This window comes from Pseudomonas sp. p50(2008) (assembly GCF_015351605.1).
In the GTDB taxonomy this organism is placed as follows: Bacteria; Pseudomonadota; Gammaproteobacteria; order Pseudomonadales; family Pseudomonadaceae; genus Aquipseudomonas.
Genome location: NZ_JACMYF010000005.1, coordinates 204,753 through 229,443 on the forward strand (window position 1 = coordinate 204,753; position 24,691 = coordinate 229,443).

The window sequence follows — 24,691 nt, forward strand, 5'->3', positions numbered from 1 at the left end:
ACCTTGTGGGCGCTGGCTTGCCAGCGATGGCGGCGATCCGGTCTCGGGTCAGCCTTTAAGCTTCGCCCAGATCCGGTCCTGCAGTTCTCGCGCCTTGTTGCTGCATTCCTTTTCAGGCCGCAGGCGCGAGGCGAATTCGTCGGGCATGTTGATGGCGTCCATGACCTTCCATTTGGCGTCGAGCAGCTTGTCGCTCTGGATGCCGTTGGCGTAGGCAATGGCGTTGGACACGGCGGCAGCGTTTTCCGGTTTCATCATCCAGTCGATGAACACCTTCGCGTTGCCAGGGTGCGGCGCGCTTTTGGGCACGGCGAAGTTGTCCTGGAACATCGCCACACCTTCACGCGGATAAACGTACTTGATGGTGTTCTTTTGCAAGGTCGCCCGCGCCGTCGAACCGTTCCAGTTCTGCATCATGATCACTTCACCGGAGGCCATGCGGTCGACGGTGTTGTCCGAGCTGTACATCTTCAGGAACGGCTTCTGTTTTTGCAGCAGCTCCAGAATCCGCTTGGCGTCCTGCGGGTTTTCGCTGCATTCGTCGACATCCAGATAATGACTGGCAGCGTTGATCACACTGCTGGAGGTGTCGAGCGCCGCCAGTTGGCCTTGCAGCTCCTTGCGCGGCTCGAAGAACTCCTTCCAGGAATCGTCCAGCTTGCCGCCAGGCACCCGCGCACTGTCATAGGAGAATCCGGTGGTGCCCCACAGGTACGGCGCCGAGAACTTGCGGCCGGGGTCGAAGCTCGGGTCGCGGAACGCCGGTTTGACGTACTGGAAGTTGGGCAGGGTCGACGCGTCGATTTCCAGCAGCAGGTCCTGTTTGATCAGGGTTTGCATGATCGACTGCGACGGCACGATCACGTCATAGGCCGCACCGCCGGCCTGCAATTTGGCCAGCAGGGTTTCGTTGCTGTCGTAGCCGTCCATGGTGACCTTGATGCCGGTCTCTTTTTCGAACTTGGCCAGCAGCTCGACCGGGTAGTAATCGGTCCAGTTGTAGAAGAACAATTCTTTGGGCTCGGCGGCCTGTGCGCCGAACGCAGTGAGTGCGGTGAAGCAACTGAGGGCCAGGCCGGCGACGCCGCAACGCATGCTTTTATTTTTCATCGAGAACGCTCCAGAGGGAAAAGGACTCATTGGTTTTTGCCGCGCTGTCCCAGCCAGAAGGCCAGCACCACCAGCACGATGGAGATCACCAGCATCAGGGTCGAGATCGCGTTGATCTCCGGCGTCACGCCGGCCTTGATGGCCGAGAAGATGTACACCGGCAAGGTCGTGGAACCAGGGCCGGCAACGAAGAACGTCATGATGAAATCGTCCAGGCTGACCACGAACGCCAGCACCGAACCGGACAACACCGCAGGCCACAGCAACGGCAACGTGACTCGACGGAACACCTGCCACGGATTGGCGTACAAGTCGTTCGCCGCCTCCAGCAGGCTCTTGTCCAGATCATTGAGCCGGGCACGGATGGGCAGGTAGGCAAAGGGAATGCAGAAGCCGACGTGCGCCACGATCACCGTGAGCAAACCGAGCTTGATCCCCAGTGCCATGAACAGCAGCAGGGTGGCGACGGCGGTGACGATCTCCGGCAGGATCAGCGGCAGGTTGATCCCGCCCTCGACCATCTTCTGTCCATAAAAAGGCCGGTAGGTCGCCAGCGCTGCGAGCAAGGCAATCGCCGTGGCGCAGACCGTGGCGATGCTGGCAACGATGATCGAGTTCAGTGCGGCGGTCTGTATCGACGGGTTGGCCAGGATCCGCCCGTACCAGGCGAAGGAAAACTCGGTCCACACCGTCGCCGAACGGTTGGCGTTGAAGCTGTAGGCGATCAGCACGAAGATCGGCACGTACAGATAGGCCAGGATCAGCAGGCTGATTTCGCGGGTGAGCGGCAGTTTTTTCAGGTGCAGGGCGATCATGCGGTGGCTCCCCGACGAAGAGTTTTGGCGGCGCTGCGGCTGTAGAGGGCGTACAGCACCAGCGACAGCAACAGAATCCCCAGCAGCAGAAATGACAGCGAGCTGCCCAGCGGCCAGTTGCGCGCCGTGCCGAACTGCTGCTGGATCAGGTTGCCGATCATCAGCGTCTTGCCGCCGCCGAGAATCGCCGGGGTGATGAACGCGCCGAGGCTCGGCACAAACACCAGCAGCGCACCGGCAATCACCCCCGGCATCGACAGCGGCAGGATGATCCGCTTCAGCGCATGCCAGCGATTGGCACCCAGGTCGTAGGCGGCTTCGACCAGGCGCCAGTCGAGTTTTTCCAGGGTCGAGTAGATCGGTAAAATCATGAACGGCAGGAAGCTGTAGACCAGCCCGACGCTGACCGCGAAGTCGTTGTACAGCAGGGTGATGCCACCGGCCTGGGGGAACAGCGCGTTGAGGCTTTGCGCCAACCAGCCGTGCTCGCGCAGGATGATCAGCCAGGCGTAGTTGCGGATCAGCAGGTTGGTCCAGAACGGAATGGTGATGAGCAAGACCATGAGGTTACGTCGGCGGGGGGTGAGGCTCGACATCCACAACGCCACCGGAAAGCCGAACAGGAAACACAACACCGTGGTGCCGCCGGCCTGGAAAACCGAGCGTAACAATGCCTGGGCGTAGACCCAGTTGAGCTCGAGTTCACCGTCGAAACCTTCCTGGTAAAACAGCTGCACGTAGCTTTGCAATTGCCAGTTGGCCTGCCAGTCGACACCGCCATAGACGTTGCGAGGTAGCAGGCTGATATAGCCCATGATCCCCAGCGGGATGGCGATCAGGGCCAGCAGGGTCAGAACCACCGGGCTGAGCAACAGCGCACGGTTGAGGGCGGGGGAAGTGCTGCTGACGCTCATCTCAGGCCTCCATCAACAGGCAGGCATGGGGCGGCAGATTGACCGCGACGCGATCACCGACCAGCCGGCCACGGTTCAGGCCTTCGTTGTTCTCGCGCAGCATGACCTTGATGTCGTTGTTCAAACGGCATTGATAGAGCGTCGCGGTGCCGACATACAGCACCGCTTCGATCACGCCCCGCAGGTGATGGGGTTGCGTCGGGTCGACCAGTTGCGAACGCTCCGGGCGGAACGCCAATTGCACCTTGGCGCTGTCGACGCCTTGAGGCGCGCAGGGGATTTCCACCGGCATGCCATTGGGGATGAACAGGTTTTCGTTGTGCAGGCCGCGCTTGAGGTGGCCGGGAAGGAAGTTGATGTCGCCGATGAACTGCGCCACGAATTGATGTTGCGGGCGTTCGTAGATGTCGTTCGGAGTACCGATCTGCAGGATCTTGCCGGCGGACATCACGGCAATGCGATCGGACAGGGTCAGGGCTTCCTCCTGATCGTGGGTCACGAAAATGAACGTGATCCCGGCTTCCTTCTGCACGCGCTTGAGTTCGACCTGCATCTCTTTGCGCAACTTGAGGTCGAGGGCCGACAAAGGCTCATCCAGCAACAACACTTTCGGTTTCGGCGCCAATGCCCGTGCCAGCGCGACACGCTGCTGCTGGCCGCCGGACAATTCGGCGGGTTTGCGTTGAGCCAGGTGCTGCATTTGCACCAGGGCGAGCATCTCTTCCACCCGCTGGGCCGTCTGCTTGCGATCAAGACCCTGCATCTCGAGGCCGAAGGCGATATTCTGCGCGACACTCATGTGTGGAAACAGCGCGTAACTCTGGAACACCGTATTGACCCGACGTTTGAAGGGCGGCAAGTGGTTGACCGGTTCGCCGGCCAGGCGGATCTCGCCGTCGCTGACGTGCTCGAAACCGGCAATGGTGCGCAGCAGGGTGGTTTTACCGCAGCCGGAGGGGCCGAGCAGGGTGAAGAATTCGTTGTCGGCAATGTCTACAGAGACATTGTCGAGGGCGGGCGCCAGCCCGGGATCGTCGGAATACCGCTTGGAAACGTTACGCACTTCAATCGCGACTGGATGACCCATAATGGTGCATTCCTCTAATTATTGTATGCAATATCTGGATGCAATCTAGAAATAACCGGATTAATCTGCCTGTGCAACCCCCTTTTTCAATGGCTGCTCATCGCCAGGGGCTGGTTGCTCAGCGCATCAGGAGTGTTCAGATGACCGACAAAAAACTCGAGACGACCGTCGACCGCGTCTACCAAGGGGTTTACGAGGCGATCAGCAAACGTTCTTTACGCCCGGGCATGAAGCTGGGCGAGGCGTCACTGGCCGAACTTTTTAATGTCAGCCGGACGTCGGTTCGTGCCGCGCTCAAGCAATTGGAGGCGGATGGGCTGGTCACGACCGAGCCCAATAAAGGTGCGTCGGTGTCGTTGCCGAGTGACGAGGAGATCCGTTCGTTGTTTGAAACCCGGCGCCTGGTCGAGATCGGCATCGTCAGTGAACTGTGCCGTCGGCGGGACACTTCCGTAACCCGGGACCTGCGCGATCACTTGTTGCTGGAAGATGAAGCGCATCAAAGCGGTGACCACGAACGGCTGATTCATTTGTTGGGCGAGTTCCACATCAAGCTCGCGCGCAGCCTGAACAACCCGGTGCTGCTCGACTGGTTCCAGAAGCTGATTTCCCGTGCCTCGCTGTATGCGGCAGCGCTGGATGACGACAGCCACGAAGCCTGCCGTGACGACGAACACCTGCGTTTGATCGAGTACATCGAGGCGGGTAACCAGAGCGCGGCGATCGAACTCACCTGCCTGCATTTGAACGGCATCGAAAAGGCCATCCTCGACGTCGCGGCCACGCTGAAAACTGGCTACCATCCGTTTAAGCATTTGATTGAGGTGTGACGCTCGATCCATAGCCGCCACCCACCCTGTAGCAGCTGCCGAGGCACGAGGCTGCGTTGCGTGTCCGAAGGACCGCCCCCCGGGGCCGCTTCGCAGATTCTGTAGCAGCTGCCGAGGTACGAGGCTGCGTTGGGTTGCGAAGCGACCCCTTGGCGGTCCTGCGGACACGCAACGCAGCCTCGAACCTCGGCAGCTGCTACAAGGTCACAAAGGAACGTTCGGTCATACCTTAATGAAACCATTGGCGCCCCAAGTGCTCGAAGCAAACAGGTGTCATTTCAGGGACAAAAGAGTCAGTCAATGCAGTTTCTAGACGATAGCCACGGGTGTGCCGGATGGAACGGCGAAATGGCCGGACGCATTCGTGCTTTCGACTGGAGTCTGACCGACCTTGGAAGCTTTGACGCCTGGCCCAAAAGCCTGCGCAGTGCCGTGCAGATGATGCTCGCCTCGCCGCTGCCAATCGTGATGCTCTGGGGGCGGGCCGGGTACATGGTCTACAACGATGCGTACTCCGAATTCGCCGGTGGCCGGCACCCTTATCTGCTGGGTTCGCCGGTGGAGCTGGGCTGGCCGGAAGTCGCCGACTTCAACCGCCATGTAGTGGATACCTGCCTGGCCGGCGGGACCTTGTCCTATCGCAATAAAGAATTGGTGCTGCTCAGGAACGGTGTACCCGAGGACGTCTGGCTCGACCTGTATTACAGCCCGGTCGCCGACGATACCGGGTGTCCTGCCGGCGTCATCGCGATGGTGGTCGAAAAAACCGACCATGTGATTTCCGAACGCCGCCGACAAGCTGCCGAAGACGCCTATCGCGCCGACAACGAGCGGGTGCGCCTGGCGCTCAATGCCGGGGCATTGCTGGGCTCGTTTGTCTGGGACATCAAGGACAATGTGCTGTCCGGTGATGAACGTTTTGCCCGAACATTCACCTACCCGACTGACCAGGACCTGGTCAACTTGCCCATGGACATCGCCGAGTCGCGGATTCATCCGGACGATTTCAGCTGGGTTCAGGACCAGGTTAAACAAGCGGTGAAAACCGGTGAACCGTTCAACGCCGAATACCGCGTACGTCGCCCCGACGGCAGTTATCTGTGGGTACTGGCGAGCGGTTGTTGCGAGTTCGATGAACAGGGCAAACCGCTGCGCTTTCCCGGCGTGCTGATCGACATCAACGAGCGCAAGAACGCTGAAGAATCCTTGCTGCGGTTCACTCGCAACCTGGAGCAGCGCGTGGCTGAAGAGGTCGAGGCGCGCCTGGCAGCGGAAGAGCAACTGCGTCAATCGCAGAAGCTCGAAGCCATCGGAGGCCTGACCGGCGGCGTGGCCCACGATTTTAATAATCTGCTGCAGGTGATCGCCGGCAACCTGCATTTGCTGGCGCGGCACGAGCCGGACAATCCCAACGTTCAACGCCGGGTCAAGGCGTCGATTGTTGCGGTTGAACGCGGCGCCAAACTGTCCTCGCAGTTGCTGGCGTTTGCCCGCCGCCAGCCGCTGTCGCCTGCGGTCCATCTCCCCCGGCAGATCTTCGAAAGCCTCGGTGAACTGTTGCAACGCACGCTCGGGGAAACCCTGCAGATCGCGGTGCGGATGCCGCTGGATTCCTGGTACTTGCACGTGGACCGCAATCAACTGGAAAACGCCATCCTCAACCTGGCGATCAACGCCCGCGATGCCATGCAGGGTGAAGGCATCCTGGAGCTGAGCGCCGAGAACATTGTTCTCGATCGCGAGTTCTGTGCCGGCAAAGGCATTGTGCCCGGTGACTATGTGCGTGTTGCCGTGGTCGACAGCGGCGTCGGCATGTCGCCCGACGTCCTTGCCCAGGCATTCGAGCCGTTTTTCACCACCAAGGCGGATGGCCAGGGCACGGGGCTTGGGCTGAGCATGGTGTTCGGCTTCGTCAAGCAGAGCGGCGGCCATATCGAAATGACCAGCGTCGAAGGGCAGGGCACGCGGGTGCAGCTGTATTTCCCGCGCAGCCTGCGTGCACCGCAGAGTGAAACGATCACCCAGGAGGCACACTCTCTTGGCGGTCATGAAACCATTCTGGTGGTCGAGGATAACGAAGCGGTGCGCGTCGCCGCAGTGGAGTTGCTGCAGGAAGAGGGTTACACGGTCCTGACGGCGGCCAACGGCGATGCGGCCATGCAGATGCTGCTGGAGGGTTGGGAGGTAGACCTGATTTTCACCGACGTGGTCATGCCGGGGCTGATCAAAAGTTCGGACCTGGCGGCATGGGCCAAGGTGCAGAAGCCGCCGGTGGCCGTGTTGTTCACGTCGGGGCATACCCGCGACATCATTTCGCGCAATCACCAGCTCAGCGCTGATACCTTTCTGCTGAGTAAACCCTACGGGCCGGACGCGCTCACCCGCATGGTGCGCAGCGTGCTCAGCGGCTGAAGCGATTATTGTGGGAGTGAGCCTGCTCGCGATAGCGGTGTATCAGGTGAAAATATCGCGACTGATGTTCCGCTATCGCGAGCAGGCTCACACCCACATTGGTTCGTGTGTATTTTGTGCAATTTGACTAAGGCCATCCGATGACTTCCAGGCTCACTTCCAATCCAACCTCCGGCATGGTCAGGGTGCGGGGTGCCCGGGAGCACAATCTCAAGAATGTCGATGTCGACATTCCCCGTGACGCCCTGGTGGTGTTCACCGGTGTGTCGGGCTCGGGGAAATCCTCCCTGGCGTTTTCGACGCTCTATGCCGAAGCGCAGCGCCGCTATTTCGAATCCGTGGCGCCTTATGCGCGACGTCTGATCGATCAGGTCGGCGTGCCGGATGTCGACTCCATAGAGGGCTTGCCGCCGGCCGTGGCCTTGCAGCAACAGCGCGGCACACCGAGCACCCGCTCTTCAGTGGGCAGTGTGACGACCCTGTCGAGCCTGATCCGCATGCTCTATTCCCGCGCCGGCAGTTACCCGCCGGGCCAGCCGATGCTGTACGCCGAAGATTTCTCCCCCAACACGCCGCAAGGCGCTTGCCCGCAATGCCACGGTCTTGGCCGGGTCTATGAAGTTACCGAAGCGCTGATGGTCCCGGACCCGAGCCTGACCATCCGCCAGCGTGCCGTCGCGTCATGGCCCATGGCGTGGCAGGGACAGAACCTGCGGGACATCCTCGTGACCCTGGGGTACGACGTCGACAAGCCATGGCGCGATCTGCCGAAAAAGCAGCGCGACTGGATTCTCTTCACCGAAGAGACGCCGACGGTGCCGGTGTACGCTGGCCTCACGCCTGACGAAACCAAGGTCGCGCTCAAGCGCAAAATGGAACCCAGTTACCAGGGCACGTTCACCGGTGCCCGGCGCTACATCCTGCATACCTTCACTCACTCTCAAAGCGCGCTGATGAAGAAGCGCGTCTCGCAATTCATGCTCGGCAGCCCGTGTCCGTTGTGCGAGGGCAAGCGGCTGAAGCGTGAGGCGTTGTCGGTGACCTTTGCCGGATACGACATTGGCGAGTTGTCGCAGATGCCGTTGCTGCAAGTCGCCCAGGTGTTGAAACCGGTGGCGGCGCACAGCTACCTCGAACAGGCGGACGAGGCGGGCGACGTGTTGACGCACGTGCAGACCCGCGAAGCCCGTGAGCAGCGTGTGTCCCATGGCGCCAGTGGTCACGCCAATGCGCCAGATGTGCGCCACACGCCCAATCTGTCCGTGGAAAAACGCCTGGCGGCGCAGCGCATTGCCCAGGATCTGCTGGAGCGGGTCAGTACGCTCACGGACCTGGGGCTGGGGTATCTGGCGCTGGAACGCAGCACGCCGACCCTGTCCTCCGGCGAGTTGCAGCGATTGCGCCTGGCGACTCAATTGGGTTCGCAATTGTTCGGGGTGATTTACGTGCTGGACGAACCATCGGCCGGCCTGCACCCGGCGGATGGCGAGGCGCTGTTCGACGCACTGCAACGCCTGAAAGCCTCCGGCAATACCTTGTTTGTGGTCGAGCATGACCTGGAAACCATGCGCCGCGCCGACTGGCTGATCGATGTCGGTCCCGCGGCGGGCGAGCTTGGAGGCCGTATTCTGTACAGCGGGCCGCCTGCGGGCCTGGCGAACGTAGTGGAATCGCAGACCCGTGATTACTTGTTCGCAGCGCAGGTCGTCCAGCCACGAGACAGCCGCAAGCCGTCCGACTGGTTGCGCCTGGAGGGCATCACCCGCAACAACCTGAACAACGTCAGCGTCGAGTTTCCGCTGGGCTGTTTTACCTCGGTCACCGGGGTGTCCGGCTCCGGAAAGTCCAGCCTGGTCAGCCAGGCATTGCTGGAACTGGTGGGCGCGCACCTCGGCCGTGTGGTGAGTGACAACGACGCGCCAGAGCCGAGCCTTGAGGACGACGCGCCGCAAGTCAGCGGCGGCCAGGTTACAGCGGGGCTGGGGTCGATCAAGCGTCTGGTGCAGGTCGACCAGAAACCCATCGGCCGCACGCCACGCTCGAACCTGGCGACGTATACCGGTCTGTTCGACAACGTGCGCAAGCTTTACGCCGCGACGGACGAGGCGCGGAAGAAGCACTACGACGCCGGGCAATTTTCTTTCAACGTTGCCAAGGGCCGGTGCCCGACGTGTGAAGGCGAAGGGTTTGTCAGTGTCGAGTTGCTGTTCATGCCCAGCGTTTATGCGCCATGCCCGACCTGCCACGGCGCGCGCTACAACCCCGAGACACTGGCCATCACCTGGCAGGGCTTGAACATCGCCCAGGTGTTGCAGTTGACGGTGGACGAAGCGGTCGAGGTGTTCGCCGAGCAAGCGGGGATTCGTCGTTCGCTGGAGGTGCTGCGCGATATTGGCCTGGGTTACCTGCGTCTCGGCCAGCCGGCGACAGAACTGTCAGGCGGTGAGGCGCAACGCATCAAACTGGCCACCGAACTGCAGCGCAATCAGCGCGGGGCGACGTTGTACGTGCTCGACGAACCCACCACCGGGCTGCATCCACGGGACGTTGACCGGTTGATGGAACAATTGAATACCCTGGTGACGGCGGGGCACACGGTGATTGTTGTCGAGCACGAAATGCGCGTGGTTGCGCAGAGTGACTGGGTGATTGATATCGGGCCGGGAGCGGGGGATCAGGGCGGGAAAATTGTCGTGGCGGGGGGGCCAAAAAAGGTGGCGGCGAGCAAGAAGAGCCGGACGGCGCCGTTTTTGGCCAGGGTGCTTGGCATCTGAATTGGGGGGATCGGCTGGCCCTATTGCGGGCAAGCCCGCTCCCACAGGGGTTTTGGGTGACCAGGGATTTGTGGTTGTTTGCGGACCTGTGGGAGCCGGGCTTGCCCGCGATGGCGGCTGCACATTCAGCATCGATATAGCGGCTGTCAGCCGCCATCAATCGTGCGTCGTACCTTGTCCAGCAGTTCACTGATCTGGAACGGCTTGACCAGCATCTCCATGCCATCACCAAGAAATACCTGACGATTGATTGCGTTTTCCGCGTAGCCGGTCATGAACAGGATCGGCAACTTCTCGCGCCAGTCCCGCGCCACATCCGCCAGCTCCCGGCCGGTCATGCGGGGCAGGCCGACATCGGTCAGCAACAGGTCAATGGACGGGTCGTTCTGCAAGCGTTCAAGTGCGCTTTCAATGTCACCCACCTGGGTGCATCGGTAACCGGCATCCACCAACACTTCTGCCACGAACATGCGCACCGACGGCATGTCCTCGACAATCAACACATGTTCACCCTCACCCTGTGCGTCGACGAGGGTCGGAGCCACCTTGCTGATGGTCGGGTCGGAGCTGGCCGGCAGCATGATGGTAACTTCCGTGCCCCGTCGGGCCACGCTGCGGATGTGCGCATCGCCGCCGGATTGACGGGCGAAGCCGTAAATGGTCGACAGCCCCAGCCCCGTGCCCTGGCCTAACGGCTTGGTGGTGAAGAAAGGATCGAACACCTTGTCGATGACGCTGTGGTCGATGCCGGTCCCGTCATCGCGTACGGACAGGGCGACGTAGGCGCCATCCGCCAGATTAGGGTCGCCGTGGGAGTAGGCGGCGTAGGTGCTGACCCAGACATTGCCACCCTGTGGCAGCGCGTCGCGGGCGTTGATCACCAGATTGAGGACGGCACTTTCAAGCTGGATCGGATCGACCAGCGCGATGGCGGGTTTGGAGGTCAGCTCCAGCTTCAGGGCAATGCGTTCACCCATGGTGCGCGCCAGCAATTCCTCAAGGGAGCGAACGTGCTCGTTGATGTCCACGGGCCGGGTATCCAGCGGCTGCTGACGGGCGAAGGCCAGCAGGCGATGGGTCAGGGAGGCTGCGCTCATGGCCGAGTTCAACGCCGCTTCGGCATAGAACTGAACCTTGTCGGTGCGGGAGTCGGCGACGCGTTTCTGGATCAGTTCGAGGCTGGTGATGATGCCGGTCAGCAAGTTGTTGAAGTCGTGGGCGATACCGCCTGTCAGCTTGCCCAAGGCATCCATTTTCTGCACTTGCAGCAATTGGGCCTCGGTGCGCACGCGTTCGGCGACTTCCTTGGCCAGTTGGGTCGTGGCGTCATCGAGACGAGCCAGATGCGAGCGTTCGCGGTGGCGGTGCTCGGTGACGTCTTCGACGAACACCAGGCTCAGTTCGGGGGTGCGGTAAGGTGAAATCTGCCATTCGGCCTCACGGACCTCACCCTGGACGCGCATGTTCAGGGTGCCTCTCCAGCGTTCGCCGTACGCCAGACGCAGGCGCAGCTCGTCGATGACGGCGCCCTGGTCTGGCGCGAAGCATTCACGCAGGGTGTCTGGATCGAGGTTGTCTTGAATCAGCTGGGCGAACGCATGGTTGCATTCGTGGACGTTGAGTTGTGCATCCAGCACCGCGATGGGGGCGGACACATTGACGAAGATCTCGCGAAAGCGCGCCTCGCTTTCACGCAGGGCATTTTCGGTTTCGCGCACCCGCAGCAAGGTGCGCAGGGTCGCCAGCAGTACATCCGGGTCGACGGGGTGAATCAGGTAGGCATCGGCGCCGGCGTCGAGACCGGTGATGATGTCGCCCGTCTGGATCGACGCCGCCGACACGTGAATCACCGGCAACAGCGCCGTCGCGCTTTCGGAGCGCAGTTTGCGCACGATGTCGAAACCGCTCATGTCCGGCAGGTTGACGTCGAGGATCAACGCATCAAGCTCGACGTTGTCGATCAGGTCCAGCCCCTCGCCACCCGTACCTGCTTCCAGCACCTCGTAGCCGTGGCTTTCCAGGCGCCGGCGCAAGGCATAGCGCGTAGCCACGTTGTCATCGACGATCAGCAAGCGGATGTCACGTTTCATCGGCAGGTTCCATGGCAATGGCCAGCGGGATGATCACGAAAAAGGTCGAACCTGCGCCGGGTTTGCTTTCGAGCCCCACTTCGCCACCCAGTAACGCAGCAAAGCGTTTGCACAAGGATAGCCCGAGTCCGGTACCGCGAAGACGTTTCTGCAAGGGGGAGTCAACCTGAGAGAAGTCCTCGAACAATGCGCCATGTAGCTCCGGCGCGATACCTATTCCGGTATCGCTGACCGCAAAGCGTACGTGAGCGTCGCCCTGGAGCCGCGCCGAGACCCGTACTTCGCCGCGTGTGGTGAACTTCAACGAGTTGGATATGAAGTTGCGCAGGATCTGCGCGAGCTTCTTGTCGTCGGTATACAACCGGGGCAAGCCCACGGGCTCTTCGAAGATCAGGTCCACGGCGCTGGCGTCGACAATCGGCCGGAACATGCCGCGCAGGGCCGCAAACAGGTCGAACATGTCGAACCAGGCCGGGGAAATGCTGATACGCCCGGCTTCGATCTTCGCCAGGTCCAGCAGGTCGTCGACCATGTCGCTGAGTTCCCGCGCAGCAGTGCTGACGAACGCCACCTGCTTGTGTTGCTCGGCACTCAAAGGGCCATCGAGCTCGTCGGTCAACAGGCCGGTGATGCTCAGGATCGAGCCCAGCGGCGTGCGGAATTCATGGCTCATGTACGACAGGAAACGGCTTTTCAGGTCCGAGGCCTGGCGCAGCTCTTCGGCCTGGTTGTCGAGCTCGGCGTACAGCGCCAACACGCCCTGGTTGGTTTCATCCAGCTCTTCGCGCAGGGCGTTGGCTTCGCTTTGCAAGCGTGCAACCAGTGCCGTTTGCTCGTCCAACTGACTCATGGGTGTATCAGCCATGGGCGGCCTCCAGAGCAATTACCACCACCGTGACGTCATCGCGTCCCCGGCAAAAATCCCGATGCAGAATGGCCGCAATCACGGCGGGATGGCGATGCACCAGGCCGGGGTAATCTTGCAGGTTCCATCGGGACTGCAGGCCGTCGCTGTACATGATCAATAGTTGTCCGTTCACTTGAGCATAGTCAAAGGGTTGCGCCTTTCGATATTGGCCACCGACGATGCCGGGGTGGGAGGCCAGGCCGCGTGATTTTCCAGGTTCTATCAGGCTGGCGCCAATGTTACCGATACCGACGAATCTCAGCGCATCCCGGTGGCTGTCAAACTGCGCGATGGCCAGCGCGCCGCCCCGGGTGCCAAGCATGTCGCGATGGATGTCTTCCACAAGATGCACCGGCGTCGAAAACGGTGCCTGCGCGAAAGCTTTCTCACCGGCACGGCCCGCTCGTTCGGCGTCTTCGCCATGGCCCAAACCGTCGATCACCAGCGCGCTGATGCAGGGACCGTCAAACGCCAGGTGCCAGACATCGCCGCAGGCCGGGTCGTTGTGCAGCGAGTGCTGGCTGACACCAAACCGCTGATCCGGCGCCTTGTCGCCGCGTGGATACAGGCGTGCCAACAGCACGGCGCCCCGGGCATCCGCGTAGACGTCGAACACTTCAGTCTGGCGCGACACCGACCCCAACCCGATGCCCTGAGTGCCCCGGGTGGAAAACCCGTCCGCCAGGCAGGCGTCCACGTCGAAGCCACCGGCGCGATCCACGGCGATCATTTCAATGCCGGCGCCTGAGGCCCTGGGCAGTATTCGCAAGTGCAATTCGCCGCGGGTCGCATGCTTGAGAATGTTGCTCGCCAGCTCGGTGGCCACCAGCGCCACGCGCCCGCAATCAGTCGGGTCGAAGCCATTTCTCTCCGCGAGTTGCTGGGCGGTACGGCGTGCGTGGCCAATCTGGCTGCTGTCTTCGATGGGTAATACCTGCGTCATCGAACCGCTGATCGTCATGCCCATCGCGTTATCGTTATTCGAGTGCCTTTGCCTGGCTCGGTTTCGAGTTCGAACTCTTCTACCAGGCGTTTCGCCCCCGTCAGGCCGAGCCCAAGGCCGCCGCCGGAGGTCCAGCCGTCGGTCATGGCCAGCTTCAGGTCGGGAATGCCCGGGCCTTCATCGCGGAAAATCAGGCGCAGACCGGTGCGGGCGTTGTCCTCGAGGATCTGCCAGTCCATGTCGCCGCCACCGCCATAGACCATGGTGTTGCGGGCCAGCTCGCTGACGGCGGTCACCAGTTTGGTCAGGTCGATCAGGCGCATGCCGCACTCGGTGGCCAGCTTGCGCGCCGTCTGGCGCGCCAGGACGACGTCCTGTTCGATGGCGATGGGTTGGCTGCCGCTGCTGCGCACGTTCATTGCTCGCGTACTCGATCCTGCAGCAGTTTCATCCCGCGCTCGACGTTCAGTGCGGTGCTGACGCCTGGCAACGTCAGCCCCAATTCAACGAGGGTGATGGCGACGGCGGGCTGCATGCCGACCAGCACGGTCTGGGCATCCATGATTTTCGACAAGCCGGAAATGGTGCCGATCATCCGTCCGATGAACGAGTCGACCATGTCCAGCGCGGAAATATCAATCAACACGCCCCGGGCGGAGGTTCGGCTGATGCGCTCGGACAGATCGTCCTGAAGCGTCAAGGCCAACTGGTCATGCATGTCGACCTGAATGGTCACCAGCAAAAAGTCGCCCATCTGCAAAATAGGGATGCGATCCATGGGCTCAGCCCGCCTTGTTGACGGACAGGCCCAGTCGGGTAAGGGCCAGTTTCAGGGCATCGGCCAGGTTGGCTTTGGTGACCACGCCTTGCAGGTCCAGCCCCAGGTGCACGATGGTTTGGGCGATTTGCGGTCGCACGCCGCTGATGATGCAGTCGGCACCCATCAGGCGAATGGCGGTAACGGTTTTGAGCAGGTGCTGTGCCACCAGGGTATCGACGGTTGGCACGCCAGTGATGTCGATAATGGCGATTTCGGAGCCGGTGTCGACGATGCGCTGCAACAGCGATTCCATCACCACCTGAGTACGCTGCGAATCGAGGGTGCCGATCATCGGCAACGCGAGTACGCCATCCCACAGCTTGACCACCGGGGTCGACAGCTCCAGCAGTTCTTCCTGCTGACGCTTGATCACCGCTTCGCGGGACTTCTGGAAGGTGCGGATGGTGTGCATGCCCAGGGCGTCGAGCAGTTCGGAGATTTCCCAGAGTTGTTCGGCCAGCAGCGCAGGGTTGTCCTGGTAGTGATTCTGCAGCATCGAAAACATCGGGCCTTTGAGCGAGAAGATGAAGCTGGCGGTCTGGTGCGAGTCCTGGCCCAACAGGGCGCGGCTGTGGGAGAGCTTTTCGAGAAACAGGCGGATTTCGTCCCAGCCTGGCGCCGCCACATTCTGGCCGTTGCCGCTTTCAAGTCCCGAGACGATCAGGTGCAGGAGTTCCGTGGTCTGTTGCTTGAGGTCCTGCTCTTTAAGGTTGCGCGTCGCACCATTGGCTTCGAGGCGATGAGTCCAATCATTCAACAGTTGCGCCTGGTTGTGTTTCATCGCATCGAGTGTGCTGGTCTGCAGTGCCGCCATGTGCCTGAACTCCTTGAAAGTGTTGGCCGATTCCGTAAATGTTGATCGGCGCAAGTCAGTGACATTTGCCGTGCAAAATAGTTGTTCGCTTGCACAGGAATTTTTATCTCAAACACAGTCGAGTGTAGGAGCAGATCAACCCGAGGAGGAGATCAACTTCTGCAGGTGATTATCCAATGGAACCTTGCGGTCAGAGAAGGCTTCGAATCTACAAGGCCCGGCTGCTTCAGCTGTGCATTTGTACTGTTTTACGAGGTGATCATGAAAGACGATTCAATGACGCAAGGGCAGGATCAAGCAATTGATCGAAATGATCCGGCCATTGATCCGCAGACGCCGGGGGCAAGCGAAGTCGGGCAACAGCAGCAGACCGCCAAACCGGAAAGTGCCGACACCGAGGTCGATCAGAAAAACCAGCATAACGAAAACGACAACGAGTTCAGTCCGGGCTTCGAGCCGGAACCTGATCGGGCCAAACCCGGTGAGGACACTGACGCGGACATTGATACCGACGGCGGCTAGGTTGAGCGCTCTCGAGCGACAATAAAAAAGGCCGCATCCGGGGATGCGGCCTTTTTCATGGGTGCAGCGATTATTTACTTGGGTGGGCGGCTTGCAGTTTTTTCGCCATATCCAGGTGTTTTTCCAGCGCTGGCAACATTTCCTGCGCAAACGCTTTCAGTTCGGTCGCGCCTTTTACTTTGTCGTCAGTGACGGTGCCGGCTTCTTTCTTGAATAGTTCGATGGTTTCTTCGTGGGCCTTGACCTGATTATTGGCATAGGCCGCATCGAAGGATTCATCGCGCATTTCGAGGATCTTTTCCTTGGCCTGCTTGACGAACGTCGTGGTGTCCGGCACCTCGATGTCGTTCTTTTTCGCCAGTGCCTCCAGTTGGGTGTTCGCCTTGGTGTGATCAGTGATCATCATGTTGGCGAATGCCTTGATGTCAGCTGATGAGCTCTTCTCCAGCGCCAGTTTGCTGGTCTCGACTTCCGCGATGCCACCTTTGGCAGCGTTGTCGACGAAATCATTCGAAGTAGCAGCGAACGCCGTGCCCATGCTGGTGCTCAAGGCTACGGCCAGGGCGAGGTTACGCAGGGTGAATCCGTCCATTGGTCATTCTCCACACAGGTTTTATAGGCGATCCAGTGATCGTTATTAAGTGGAGGCTGTTGGATGGATAAAGGTTTTATCGCATTGCCGGCAGGGCGACGAACGGACATCACCGGCCTCGACAGAACCGTCCAACCGAGGCCATTCTGATGGTTGGTGAGCGCAATCGATCGCACTTGCCACCGATCAACAAACGGAGGTGTTCCATGCCGGTGCCACACGACCTTTATCAGGATCTCAAGTTTTCAAAGGAAGATATCCAGCAAAAACGCACCAAGGATCCGTTACTGGATTCACTGATCAACAAGTATGTTCAGGCGGACGCCGAAGTTGTCAAAGCCGAGACTGCGAAGTCGGATGCGCCCAGTGATGATGCGCTGAAGAAGCTCAAGGAGCGCCGCTTGCAGGTCAAGGACAAGATCGTTCAACAACTTCAGACACCGTCCTGACCTGCCATACCAGGCCACCGACGACCGGTGACTGAAAAATTGGAACGGGGACAAATACCAGCACCTCGAATGAACAGAGTTCCACTCACGGCTTCATTCGAGGTGCCTTATGAACGAACCAAAATTCCCCAGCGAAGAGCAGGGCGGGTATGACCCCATTCCGACCCATCCCGAACCTCTGAGTCCGGGGCGCACGACCGTTAACCCGGAAGACGAACCGGGCATCGACGAACTACCGGATAACGAAGGCGTACGGCCGATTGACGAAGACGACGTCACCGCCATCGATCCTGAGCGTGTGCGTGAAGAAACTGATAATGCGGTGCGCGATGGTCAGATAGACCCTCGCTGATGGGCGCCATACAGCCCCTGTGGAAGCGGGCTTGCCCGCGATGAGGTGATACCAGGCGACATCGATGTTGAATGTCCCACCGCTATCGCGGGCAAGCCCGCTCCCACATTTGATCATTACCGGGCACAGAATTTGTTTATGCCGCTGCCCCCTGTAGGAGTGAGCCTGCTCGCGATGAGGCCGTGTCAGGCGATGTAAATGCTGGAGCAGGATCACTCCCGTCCGGCCATCGCATTACTTCTCCAGCGCCTTGCCCAGCGGCAATCGCGTCATGTGATCTGCCTTCAGCGACCCGAAGTACAACCAGTCCCCGTATTCACGCACGGTGGTAATCGGTGAGTAGTTATTGCTGCTCGCGTCCTGCAGATTTGCAATCACCTTACCGTCCAGATCCAGTCCCAGAACGAAGGCCCGCTTCTCGACGGGTTTAGGTAAAACCAGCATCGCCCGCACGATCATCTTGCGCACGAACGGGTGCGGTGCGGTGGCGTCCAGCAGGGCATTGCGCGGGGAATAAAGAGCGACCCAAAAGCGCATCTGACCGTTAAATGACAGGTTGTCCGGCAGACCGGGCAGGTTATCGATGAACAGGTCGTGAGTGCCGGCTCTAGGCCCGCTCAGCCAGTAACGAGTGATGCGATAAGCACCGGTTTCGTTGACCAGCACAAAGGCATCGTCCGGCCCCAGCGTCACACCGTTGGCAAACTCCAGCGCGTCCAGCAGCACGGCCGTCTTGCCGGTCTGGAAGTCATAACGCAGCAAGCGGCCGTCGCCGCCATGTTCAAGGATGGCTTCACCGTCCTTGCCGTAGCCAAAACGGCTGGATGCGTCGCTGAAGTAGGCGTAGTGCCCGGACTTGTCGATGGCCACGTCGTCGGTGAAACCGAAGGGCACGCCGTTGGCGGTGGTGGTCAAAGGAATCAATTGCCCCTGAGCGTCCAGGGACAGCAGGCCCTTGACCCCGTCGGCGATCACCAACAGGCCATTCGGATGTCGGGCCAGGCCCAACGGGCGTCCGCCGGTATCGGCGAGTACCTTGGTGGTCTTGCCATCAAGGCTGGTGCGGATCACTCGGCCGTCATGCAGGCCGGTGATCAGGAAATCTTCCTCCAGCAGCAAGGCTTCCGGCCCTTCGATATTGGCCGCACCTACCGGCTCGAGACCCTTGAGGCGTTGGTTGTCGGCATAGATGCCGCTGGTGAGTGAAGGTGCGGGTGGCGGTGTCCAGGCCACGGGTTTGACCTTAGTGGGCATCAACAGCAAAAAGGCCGCGATGGCGACGATGACCAGCAGCACTACATGACGAAACCTGACCACTCGACTCACACGATGACTCCTGTCGGTACCAGCTGTTTTTGTGCCATTTCACGCAACGCGCGCATTGACTCCGCAGACTCGCGATCAATGCGCTGCTTGAGCACCAGCCGGTTGGCCATGCGCATGACCCATCCGCTGAACTGATACTCCAGCGTGCGCACAAAACGCGTGTCACTGCCCGATGCTTCGCACTCGTAGGTCAGCACCAGCGACAGCCCGTGATCACCTTGTGCCCGAGCGCGCCAGCGACGTCCCGGCAGATACTCATCGACCACCCAGCTCAAATGCCCCTCACGCCCGCCGGCGCGAATGTCTTCCTCAAATCGCGAGCCGGCATGCAGCGGGCCGCTTTGGCCATCGACATTGAGGGAGGAAGGGTGCCACTCCGGCCAGCGGGTCACCGTGCTGGCGTACGCGAGTACGGCAATCGGGTTTCCGGCGATGTCGATCTGGTGCTGCATGCGCGTCATGGCGATTCTCGTCGAGTCTGTGGTGGTGTCTTCCGGCTCCCAATAGAGGGTGCCAAACAGGTAATCCATCAACGGAAAAACGATATTGAAATTGCGTTCCTGCATGACCTCGCGACGATGATGCAATTCGTGCAGACGGCGCATCTGGCGAATCCACGGCAGGCGTGTGACCGGGTTGCGTGGAGGCAAATGTTCGCAGGCATGGAACACTTCATACAGGATGTAACCGAGCACCAGGCAGCCACTCAACAACCCGGCCACGTTGGCGTTGAGCTGTGAAACAAGCCACCACAAGGGCAGGGTGAAGACGACGGTGTGGACCACGATCAGCCACGCCGGAAACAGAATCACCCGCCAGTCCCGGGCACTGTCGTAGGTCATGTGGCCGGGGGTGAAAAAGCTGTGATGGTCGCCGGCGTGGCGTGCGTAAAACATCCGCGCGAAACTTTTTTTGTGGTGCCCCAGGTGGCGATGGACCATGTACACACCGAAGTTGAAGAACAGCAGGGCGATTGGCACGGCCAGCCATTCCAGCGGCTGAACCTGATGCACGGTGCTCCAGAACCCGCCGATGGCCAAGCCGCCGAACAACAACACGAAAGTGCCGTGCAACCAGGGGTTGTAGCGCGGGTGAATGTCGGCTCGGTAGCGGCTGCGGAATGTATCGGTGGTCTGCCTCACTGCAATCACCTGATCTAACGGTTATCACCCAGCAGATTAGCCGATTTCAGCCATTCGGCTTTACCAACCTTCAGGCCACAAACGCCATGCTCCGGTGCAAACCGTCATCAGGTCAGCGGGTCCCAGCGTTGCGACCAGTCATCGTCGTTCTTGATGACTTCGCGCAGGAGTTCGAACGCTTGCTGCAACGTCGCCGAATCACGATCACGGGAGTACACCAGATAGGTCGGATAGTTGAATTCCGGGGCCTTTGGCACCTTCTCCATCACGCCGCTTTCCAGATAGCTCTGGACCACCCGGGTACGAAAATAGCCGCTGCCGCCGTGTTCCAGGATGAACTGCAACGCCAACGGGCCGAGGTTGAAGCTCAACGCTGCCTTGGCCTTGTCCGGCAGTGCCGCATCGTGCTGACGGCGAAAGTCCGGGCCCCAATCGATGTAGACATAAGGGTCTGGCTTGGCGACCAGACGCACAAGGATGAGTTTTTCTTCCAGCACCTGCTCGACTTGCAGCCGTGGCCAATACTCAGGCTGGAAGACCAGCGCCGCGTCGAGGACGCCCAGTTCCAGTTGGCGCAACAGGTTCTCACCGTCGCGAATTTCCAGTCTCAGCGCGTGGCTGGGAATCTTCTCCCGCAGTTCGCCGGCCCAACTGAGCATCAGCGGGTTGCACAGGCTGACCTCACCACCGATATGCAACACGTTGTGGTAGCCCTCGGGCAACGGCAAATCCCGGCGGGCGGCTTCCCAGGTTTCCACCAGTTGGTTGGCGTACACCACGAACGCTTCGCCATTGGCTGTGAGGCGGGCACCGGCGCGATTGCGTACAAACAAGGTGCTGCCCAGCCGGGTTTCGAGTTTTTGCACCCGCGCGGTGATGGCGGTCTGGGTGACGTGGAGTTTTTCCGCCGCTGCCGCGAGGCTGCCGTGACGGACGATTTCCAGAAAGGTGCGGGCGAGTTCGATGTCCATGGGGTGGCCGGTGTGGGAGGTGGGCAGAGTGTAAATGTTAATCCACACTCGTGTAGCCGATGGCGAACCCTGTGGCGAGGAGATTTATCGGAATGCCGCACCACCCCGTCCGGCGGCGCAGCAGTCGCCTGCGAGCGCCTGCCTTGTGTTGTTCCATGCGTATTGTCATGGGGCGACCGGGCGCGGGTTGGGGGCGAGTCATCAAACGGGGTGGCCGGCGTTGGTGGCGTTGTTGTTGCAGCGGTAAAGCATCCACTTCGCTGCCACAGAGTTCACCTGTGGGAGCAAAGCTTGCTCGCGATGACGATTTATCATTCAACATTGATATTGCCTGTGCCATCGTTTTCGCGAGCAAGCTTTGCTCCCACAGGGGGCTTCGGTTATCTGGCAGTAGCCGTTCAAAACGCGAAGCACGAACAGCCGAACGCTCCCCAGAATCCTTGGAAATCGCTGACCGGCGCTGAGGATAATCGCGCCCGTTCATGGCTGTGGGCGTGCACCGCACATGCCCCGACGCAGTGATGAACTTGCGCCGTCATCGGCGCCAGGGGTTTCCAGTGCCCCGGCACGTTGACCACTGGCGACCATTCCGGCACGACCGGCACTGGCGGTGGCCCGAGTTTTTCGAACTCCGCCGTGCCGTAGACGATCTTGCCATCCACTATCGTCAGCACCGACTCGATCCATTTGACGGCTTCATCCTCGATGTGGAAATAGTCGGCAGACAGCGCGATCAGGTCCGCCAGTTGCCCGGCTTTGATCTGGCCTTTCTTGCCTTGTTCGGACGAAAACCAGGCGCTGCCATGGGTGAACAACTCCAGCGCCGTGTCGCGGCTCAAGCCCTGGGGATACAGCTCCAGGCCGCCGACGGTACGGCCGCTGACCAGCCAGTAGAGGGAGGTCCACGGGTTGTAACTGGACACCCGCGTGGCATCGGTGCCGGCGCCGACCGGAATACCTTCGGCAAGCATGCGCGCAATGGGAGGCGTGTGCTCGGCTGCTTTGGCGCCGTACCGGTCAACGAAATACTCGCCCTGAAACGCCATGCGATCCTGGATCGCAATGCCGCCGCCGAGGGCTTTGACCCGTTCGATGTTCTGCGGGGTGATGGTTTCGGCATGGTCGAAGAACCACGGCAAACCATCGAATGGTATATCGCGATTGACCTTCTCGAAGACGTCGAGCATGCGGCTGATGGATTCGTTGTAAGTGGCGTGCAGGCGGAACGGCCAGCGTTGTTCCACCAGATGCCGCACCACCGGTTCCAGTTCCTGTTCCATGGTGTGCGGCAGGTTGGGACGAGGTTCGAGGAAATCCTCGAAATCCGCCGCCGAGAACACCAGCATCTCCCCGGCGCCGTTGTGTCGTAAAAAGTCATCGCCCTGACCGTAACGGGAAGTGCTGGTCCAGTTTTTGAAGTCGGTCAGCTCTTCCTTGGGTTTTTGGGTGAACAGGTTGTAGGCAATGCGGACGGTCAGTTGCTTGTCCCTGGCCAGTTGCTGGATGACCTGATAATCGTCCGGGTAGTTCTGATAACCGCCGCCGGCATCGATGGCGCTGGTGACCCCCAGGCGATTGAGTTCGCGCATGAACTGGCGGGTGGAATTGACCTGATACTCCAGGGGCAATTTCGGGCCTTTAGCGAGGGTCGAGTACAGGATCATCGCGTTCGGGCGGGCGATCAGCATGCCCGTCGGCTCACCGTTGGCGTCGCGCTGGATCTCGCCGCCAGGCGGATTCGGGGTGTCGCGGGTGTAGCCCACCACTTTCAATGCCGCGCGGTTGAGCAGGGCGCGGTCGTAGAGGTGCAGAACGAATACGGGGGTGTCCGGTGCGGCTTTGTTCAGTTCTTCAATGGTCGGCAGGCGTTTTTCGGCGAACTGGAACTCGTTCCAGCCACCGACCACCCGCACCCATTGCGGCGTTGGTGTGCGGTCCGCCTGGTCCTTGAGCAGGCGCAGGGCGTCGACAAGGGAGGGTACGCCTTCCCAGCGCAGTTCAAGGTTGTAATTGAGCCCTCCTCGGATCAAGTGCAGGTGCGAGTCGTTGAGACCGGGAATCACCGTGCGACCGTGGAGGTCGACGATTTGTGTACCGGGGCCTTGCAGGGCCATGGCCTGGGCGTCGCTGCCGACCACCACGAAACGTCCGTCCTTGATCGCGACGGCGCTGGCCTGGGGTTTCTTGCGATCGACGGTGTGCAAGCGTCCGTTGTACAGAATGAGGTCGGCCGGGGCATCAGGCATGGTTTTACTCCCTGCGAATAGCGGGCTGATCCAGGCACCGACGGCACCCGCCGACAGGCCTTGCAGTACACGTCGGCGGTTGTAGCCATCGTGATCATCAGGTGGGCTCATGGCAGTGCTCCGCGTAAAACGATCGGGGGCAAGCGGCCGATGTCTGACGCGAGCGGCCAGAAGGAATATAGACGGCAAATCCACAGACAGCGTTTTAACGGGACGAAAAACGACGAATCCCGCCTCGAAGGGCGGGATTCGTTTGCAGCCAGACGTGCCCCCGAAGGTCGGGAGCGGCGTGCTTAGGCCGGGAACAGCTCGGACAGTTTCATGGCCAGCATCATGTCGCCTTCGGCGCGCAGTTTGCCGCCCATGAAGGCTTGCATGCCGTCGGTCGAACCGTCGACGATACCTTGCAGCGTCTCGCCGTCCATCACCAATGTCACCTGGGCGTCAGGGTTTTCGCCTTCTTTCAGTTCGCAGGTGCTGTCTTTGACGATCAGCGAGAAGTTCTTGGTGTCGTCAATGCGGAAACCGAATACCAGGTCCAGGCCGGCTGCAGCGGCTGGGTTGAACTTGGCTTTCATTGCTTGTACGGCGTCAGCTACGGAGGTCATGGTTCGATCCTTTCTTGGGTAATTAGAGCTGGGTGATTACAGCCAGGGTCACAATAGTCCGGACTCAACGAAACGTGATGAGGTCCGGGGCCTTCAACAGTTGCAGGTGTGCATGGTTGTTGAAGGAAGCCAGGGCCACCTCGCGACCACGAAACTTCAAGTGGTTGAGCGAGGTGTTGACGATTTGCCAGTTCAATTCAAAGGCCTGGCGGGCAGGCATTTGCGTAATGAGGTGGAGCAGGGCGGTGATGGTGCCGCCGGAGGTAAACACGGCGATTTTCTGGGTGTTGTCAGCCTGTTCAAGGATGCGCTGCAAACCCGCTTGCACGCGCTCGACGAACCCCAGCCAGCTTTCGAGTCCTGGCGTGTCGTAGGTGCCGGCCAGCCAGCGCTCGATGATCAAAGCGAAGATGCGCTGGAACTCGGCGCGGTTTTGCGCGGCGTTGCGCAGGACATGCAGGGCTTCAGGTTCATCCTCCAACATGGCCGGCAGCAGGGCGCGGATCACCGCATCGGCGTCGAATTCGTTGAATGCGGCATCGGTTTCCAGGGTCGGGACGGGCAAGCCCACGGCAGCGAACTGCTCAAGCGCACTGCTGGCCGTGTGTTGCTGGCGACGCAAGTCGCCCGAGAGGCAGCGATCAAAGCTGATACCGAGCTCCGCCAGGTGTTGGCCGAGGATTTCTGCCTGGCGAATACCGGTCGGCGACAGGACGTCATAGTCGTCTGCACCAAAGGAGGCCTGGCCATGTCGAATCAGATAGATGCTGCCCACGTCCACGTCATCCCGCTACGTTGAAGGTTTGGCGAGGTTATGAGGATGGCGATGAGCTGTCAATGAAAAAACATACGCTTGTTTGAAATGCCCGTTGCAGGCCTGTTGCCAGAGGTTTCGCGGCTGGTCGACAAGCCGGCGCATGGGTATGCTGGACATATCCCGCGCCTGTTTAAGCCGCGCCTAGTATTG

23 protein-coding genes are annotated in these 24,691 nt (G+C 60.4%); 6 read left to right on the forward strand and 17 right to left on the reverse strand.

What is annotated here, in order from left to right; all coding sequences use genetic code 11:
* Positions 1–48: 48 nt before the first annotated feature.
* The 4 genes from H7698_RS15715 to H7698_RS15730 are packed head-to-tail and all read right to left on the reverse strand — an operon-like array spanning position 49 to position 3,926.
* Positions 49–1,110, reverse strand: a complete 1,062-nt coding sequence (locus H7698_RS15715) for an extracellular solute-binding protein (RefSeq protein WP_194692016.1) — start codon at positions 1,108–1,110, stop codon at positions 49–51.
* Positions 1,111–1,136: 26 nt separating this feature from the next.
* Complete coding sequence (locus H7698_RS15720) at positions 1,137–1,925, reverse strand: ABC transporter permease (protein ID WP_194692017.1); 789 nt, start codon at positions 1,923–1,925, stop codon at positions 1,137–1,139.
* Positions 1,922–2,839 (reverse strand): ABC transporter permease, encoded by a 918-nt coding sequence (locus H7698_RS15725; RefSeq protein WP_194692018.1) that lies wholly within the window; start codon positions 2,837–2,839, stop codon positions 1,922–1,924. Before H7698_RS15725 ends, H7698_RS15720 begins: the two co-directional genes overlap by 4 nt.
* A 1-nt stretch (position 2,840) precedes the next feature.
* Complete coding sequence (locus H7698_RS15730) at positions 2,841–3,926, reverse strand: ABC transporter ATP-binding protein (protein WP_162439303.1); 1,086 nt, start codon at positions 3,924–3,926, stop codon at positions 2,841–2,843.
* 140 nt (positions 3,927–4,066) lie between these two features.
* Between H7698_RS15730 and H7698_RS15735 the strand changes: the two genes are divergently transcribed.
* The 3 genes from H7698_RS15735 to H7698_RS15745 all read left to right on the forward strand — a co-directional run bounded on the left by H7698_RS15735 (position 4,067) and on the right by H7698_RS15745 (position 9,942).
* Positions 4,067–4,756, forward strand: coding sequence for a GntR family transcriptional regulator (locus tag H7698_RS15735; protein ID WP_162439304.1), 690 nt, complete (start codon positions 4,067–4,069; stop codon positions 4,754–4,756).
* 300 nt (positions 4,757–5,056) lie between these two features.
* The gene (locus H7698_RS15740; RefSeq protein ID WP_194692019.1) at positions 5,057–7,168 is read left to right on the forward strand and encodes a hybrid sensor histidine kinase/response regulator; all 2,112 of its coding nucleotides are present in this window, start codon (positions 5,057–5,059) and stop codon (positions 7,166–7,168) included.
* Positions 7,169–7,308: 140 nt separating this feature from the next.
* Positions 7,309–9,942: an excinuclease ABC subunit UvrA gene (locus H7698_RS15745; RefSeq protein ID WP_194692020.1), complete on the forward strand. Its 2,634-nt coding sequence runs from the start codon at positions 7,309–7,311 to the stop codon at positions 9,940–9,942.
* A 146-nt stretch (positions 9,943–10,088) separates the two neighbouring features.
* Here H7698_RS15745 and H7698_RS15750 read toward each other — a convergent pair whose 3' ends face one another.
* Genes H7698_RS15750 through H7698_RS15775 form a run of 6 tightly spaced genes read right to left on the reverse strand, consistent with a single transcriptional unit; the run spans position 10,089 to position 15,516 of the window.
* Positions 10,089–12,032 carry a response regulator gene (locus H7698_RS15750; protein ID WP_194692021.1) on the reverse strand — a complete coding sequence of 648 codons (1,944 nt, stop codon included), beginning with the start codon at positions 12,030–12,032 and terminating at the stop codon, positions 10,089–10,091.
* Positions 12,022–12,897, reverse strand: a complete 876-nt coding sequence (locus H7698_RS15755) for a sensor histidine kinase (RefSeq protein WP_194692022.1) — start codon at positions 12,895–12,897, stop codon at positions 12,022–12,024. The genes H7698_RS15750 and H7698_RS15755 overlap by 11 nt, the downstream gene beginning before the upstream one ends.
* Positions 12,890–13,900, reverse strand: coding sequence for an ATP-binding protein (locus H7698_RS15760; protein ID WP_194692228.1), 1,011 nt, complete (start codon positions 13,898–13,900; stop codon positions 12,890–12,892). Before H7698_RS15760 ends, H7698_RS15755 begins: the two co-directional genes overlap by 8 nt.
* On the reverse strand, positions 13,897–14,301 hold the full coding sequence (locus H7698_RS15765; RefSeq protein WP_194692023.1) for an anti-sigma regulatory factor: 405 nt from the start codon (positions 14,299–14,301) through the stop codon (positions 13,897–13,899). Before H7698_RS15765 ends, H7698_RS15760 begins: the two co-directional genes overlap by 4 nt.
* Positions 14,298–14,660, reverse strand: coding sequence for an STAS domain-containing protein (locus H7698_RS15770; protein WP_162439310.1), 363 nt, complete (start codon positions 14,658–14,660; stop codon positions 14,298–14,300). Before H7698_RS15770 ends, H7698_RS15765 begins: the two co-directional genes overlap by 4 nt.
* A gap of 4 nt (positions 14,661–14,664) precedes the next feature.
* Positions 14,665–15,516, reverse strand: coding sequence for an STAS domain-containing protein (locus H7698_RS15775; protein ID WP_194692024.1), 852 nt, complete (start codon positions 15,514–15,516; stop codon positions 14,665–14,667).
* Between the two features lie 261 nt (positions 15,517–15,777).
* Here H7698_RS15775 and H7698_RS15780 point away from each other — a divergent pair, with 261 nt between their 5' ends.
* Positions 15,778–16,038, forward strand: a complete 261-nt coding sequence (locus H7698_RS15780; protein WP_194692025.1) for a hypothetical protein — start codon at positions 15,778–15,780, stop codon at positions 16,036–16,038.
* Positions 16,039–16,108: 70 nt separating this feature from the next.
* On the opposite strand, the gene H7698_RS15785 is transcribed toward H7698_RS15780, so the two are convergent.
* Positions 16,109–16,630, reverse strand: a complete 522-nt coding sequence (locus H7698_RS15785; protein WP_162439313.1) for a DUF4142 domain-containing protein — start codon at positions 16,628–16,630, stop codon at positions 16,109–16,111.
* Positions 16,631–16,836: 206 nt separating this feature from the next.
* On the opposite strand from H7698_RS15785, the gene H7698_RS15790 reads away from it, so the two are divergent.
* Positions 16,837–17,079, forward strand: coding sequence for a YdcH family protein (locus H7698_RS15790; RefSeq protein ID WP_162439314.1), 243 nt, complete (start codon positions 16,837–16,839; stop codon positions 17,077–17,079).
* Between the two features lie 109 nt (positions 17,080–17,188).
* The gene (locus H7698_RS15795) at positions 17,189–17,431 is read left to right on the forward strand and encodes a hypothetical protein (protein WP_194692026.1); all 243 of its coding nucleotides are present in this window, start codon (positions 17,189–17,191) and stop codon (positions 17,429–17,431) included.
* Positions 17,432–17,665: 234 nt separating this feature from the next.
* Here H7698_RS15795 and H7698_RS15800 read toward each other — a convergent pair whose 3' ends face one another.
* The 6 genes from H7698_RS15800 to H7698_RS15825 form a co-directional block, all read right to left on the reverse strand.
* Positions 17,666–18,757 (reverse strand): SMP-30/gluconolactonase/LRE family protein, encoded by a 1,092-nt coding sequence (locus tag H7698_RS15800; RefSeq protein ID WP_194692027.1) that lies wholly within the window; start codon positions 18,755–18,757, stop codon positions 17,666–17,668.
* Entirely contained in the window at positions 18,754–19,899 is a 1,146-nt protein-coding gene (locus H7698_RS15805; protein WP_194692028.1) for an SRPBCC family protein, read from the reverse strand. Before H7698_RS15805 ends, H7698_RS15800 begins: the two co-directional genes overlap by 4 nt.
* A 107-nt stretch (positions 19,900–20,006) precedes the next feature.
* Positions 20,007–20,870, reverse strand: a complete 864-nt coding sequence (locus tag H7698_RS15810) for a LysR family transcriptional regulator (RefSeq protein ID WP_194692029.1) — start codon at positions 20,868–20,870, stop codon at positions 20,007–20,009.
* A 398-nt stretch (positions 20,871–21,268) separates the two neighbouring features.
* Positions 21,269–23,116, reverse strand: a complete 1,848-nt coding sequence (locus H7698_RS15815; protein WP_194692229.1) for an amidohydrolase — start codon at positions 23,114–23,116, stop codon at positions 21,269–21,271.
* A gap of 293 nt (positions 23,117–23,409) precedes the next feature.
* On the reverse strand, positions 23,410–23,724 hold the full coding sequence (locus H7698_RS15820) for an SCP2 sterol-binding domain-containing protein (RefSeq protein ID WP_162439319.1): 315 nt from the start codon (positions 23,722–23,724) through the stop codon (positions 23,410–23,412).
* 64 nt (positions 23,725–23,788) lie between these two features.
* A complete protein-coding gene (locus H7698_RS15825; protein ID WP_194692030.1) occupies positions 23,789–24,499 on the reverse strand; it encodes a histidine phosphatase family protein in 711 nt (236 codons plus the stop codon).
* Positions 24,500–24,691 lie beyond the last annotated feature (192 nt).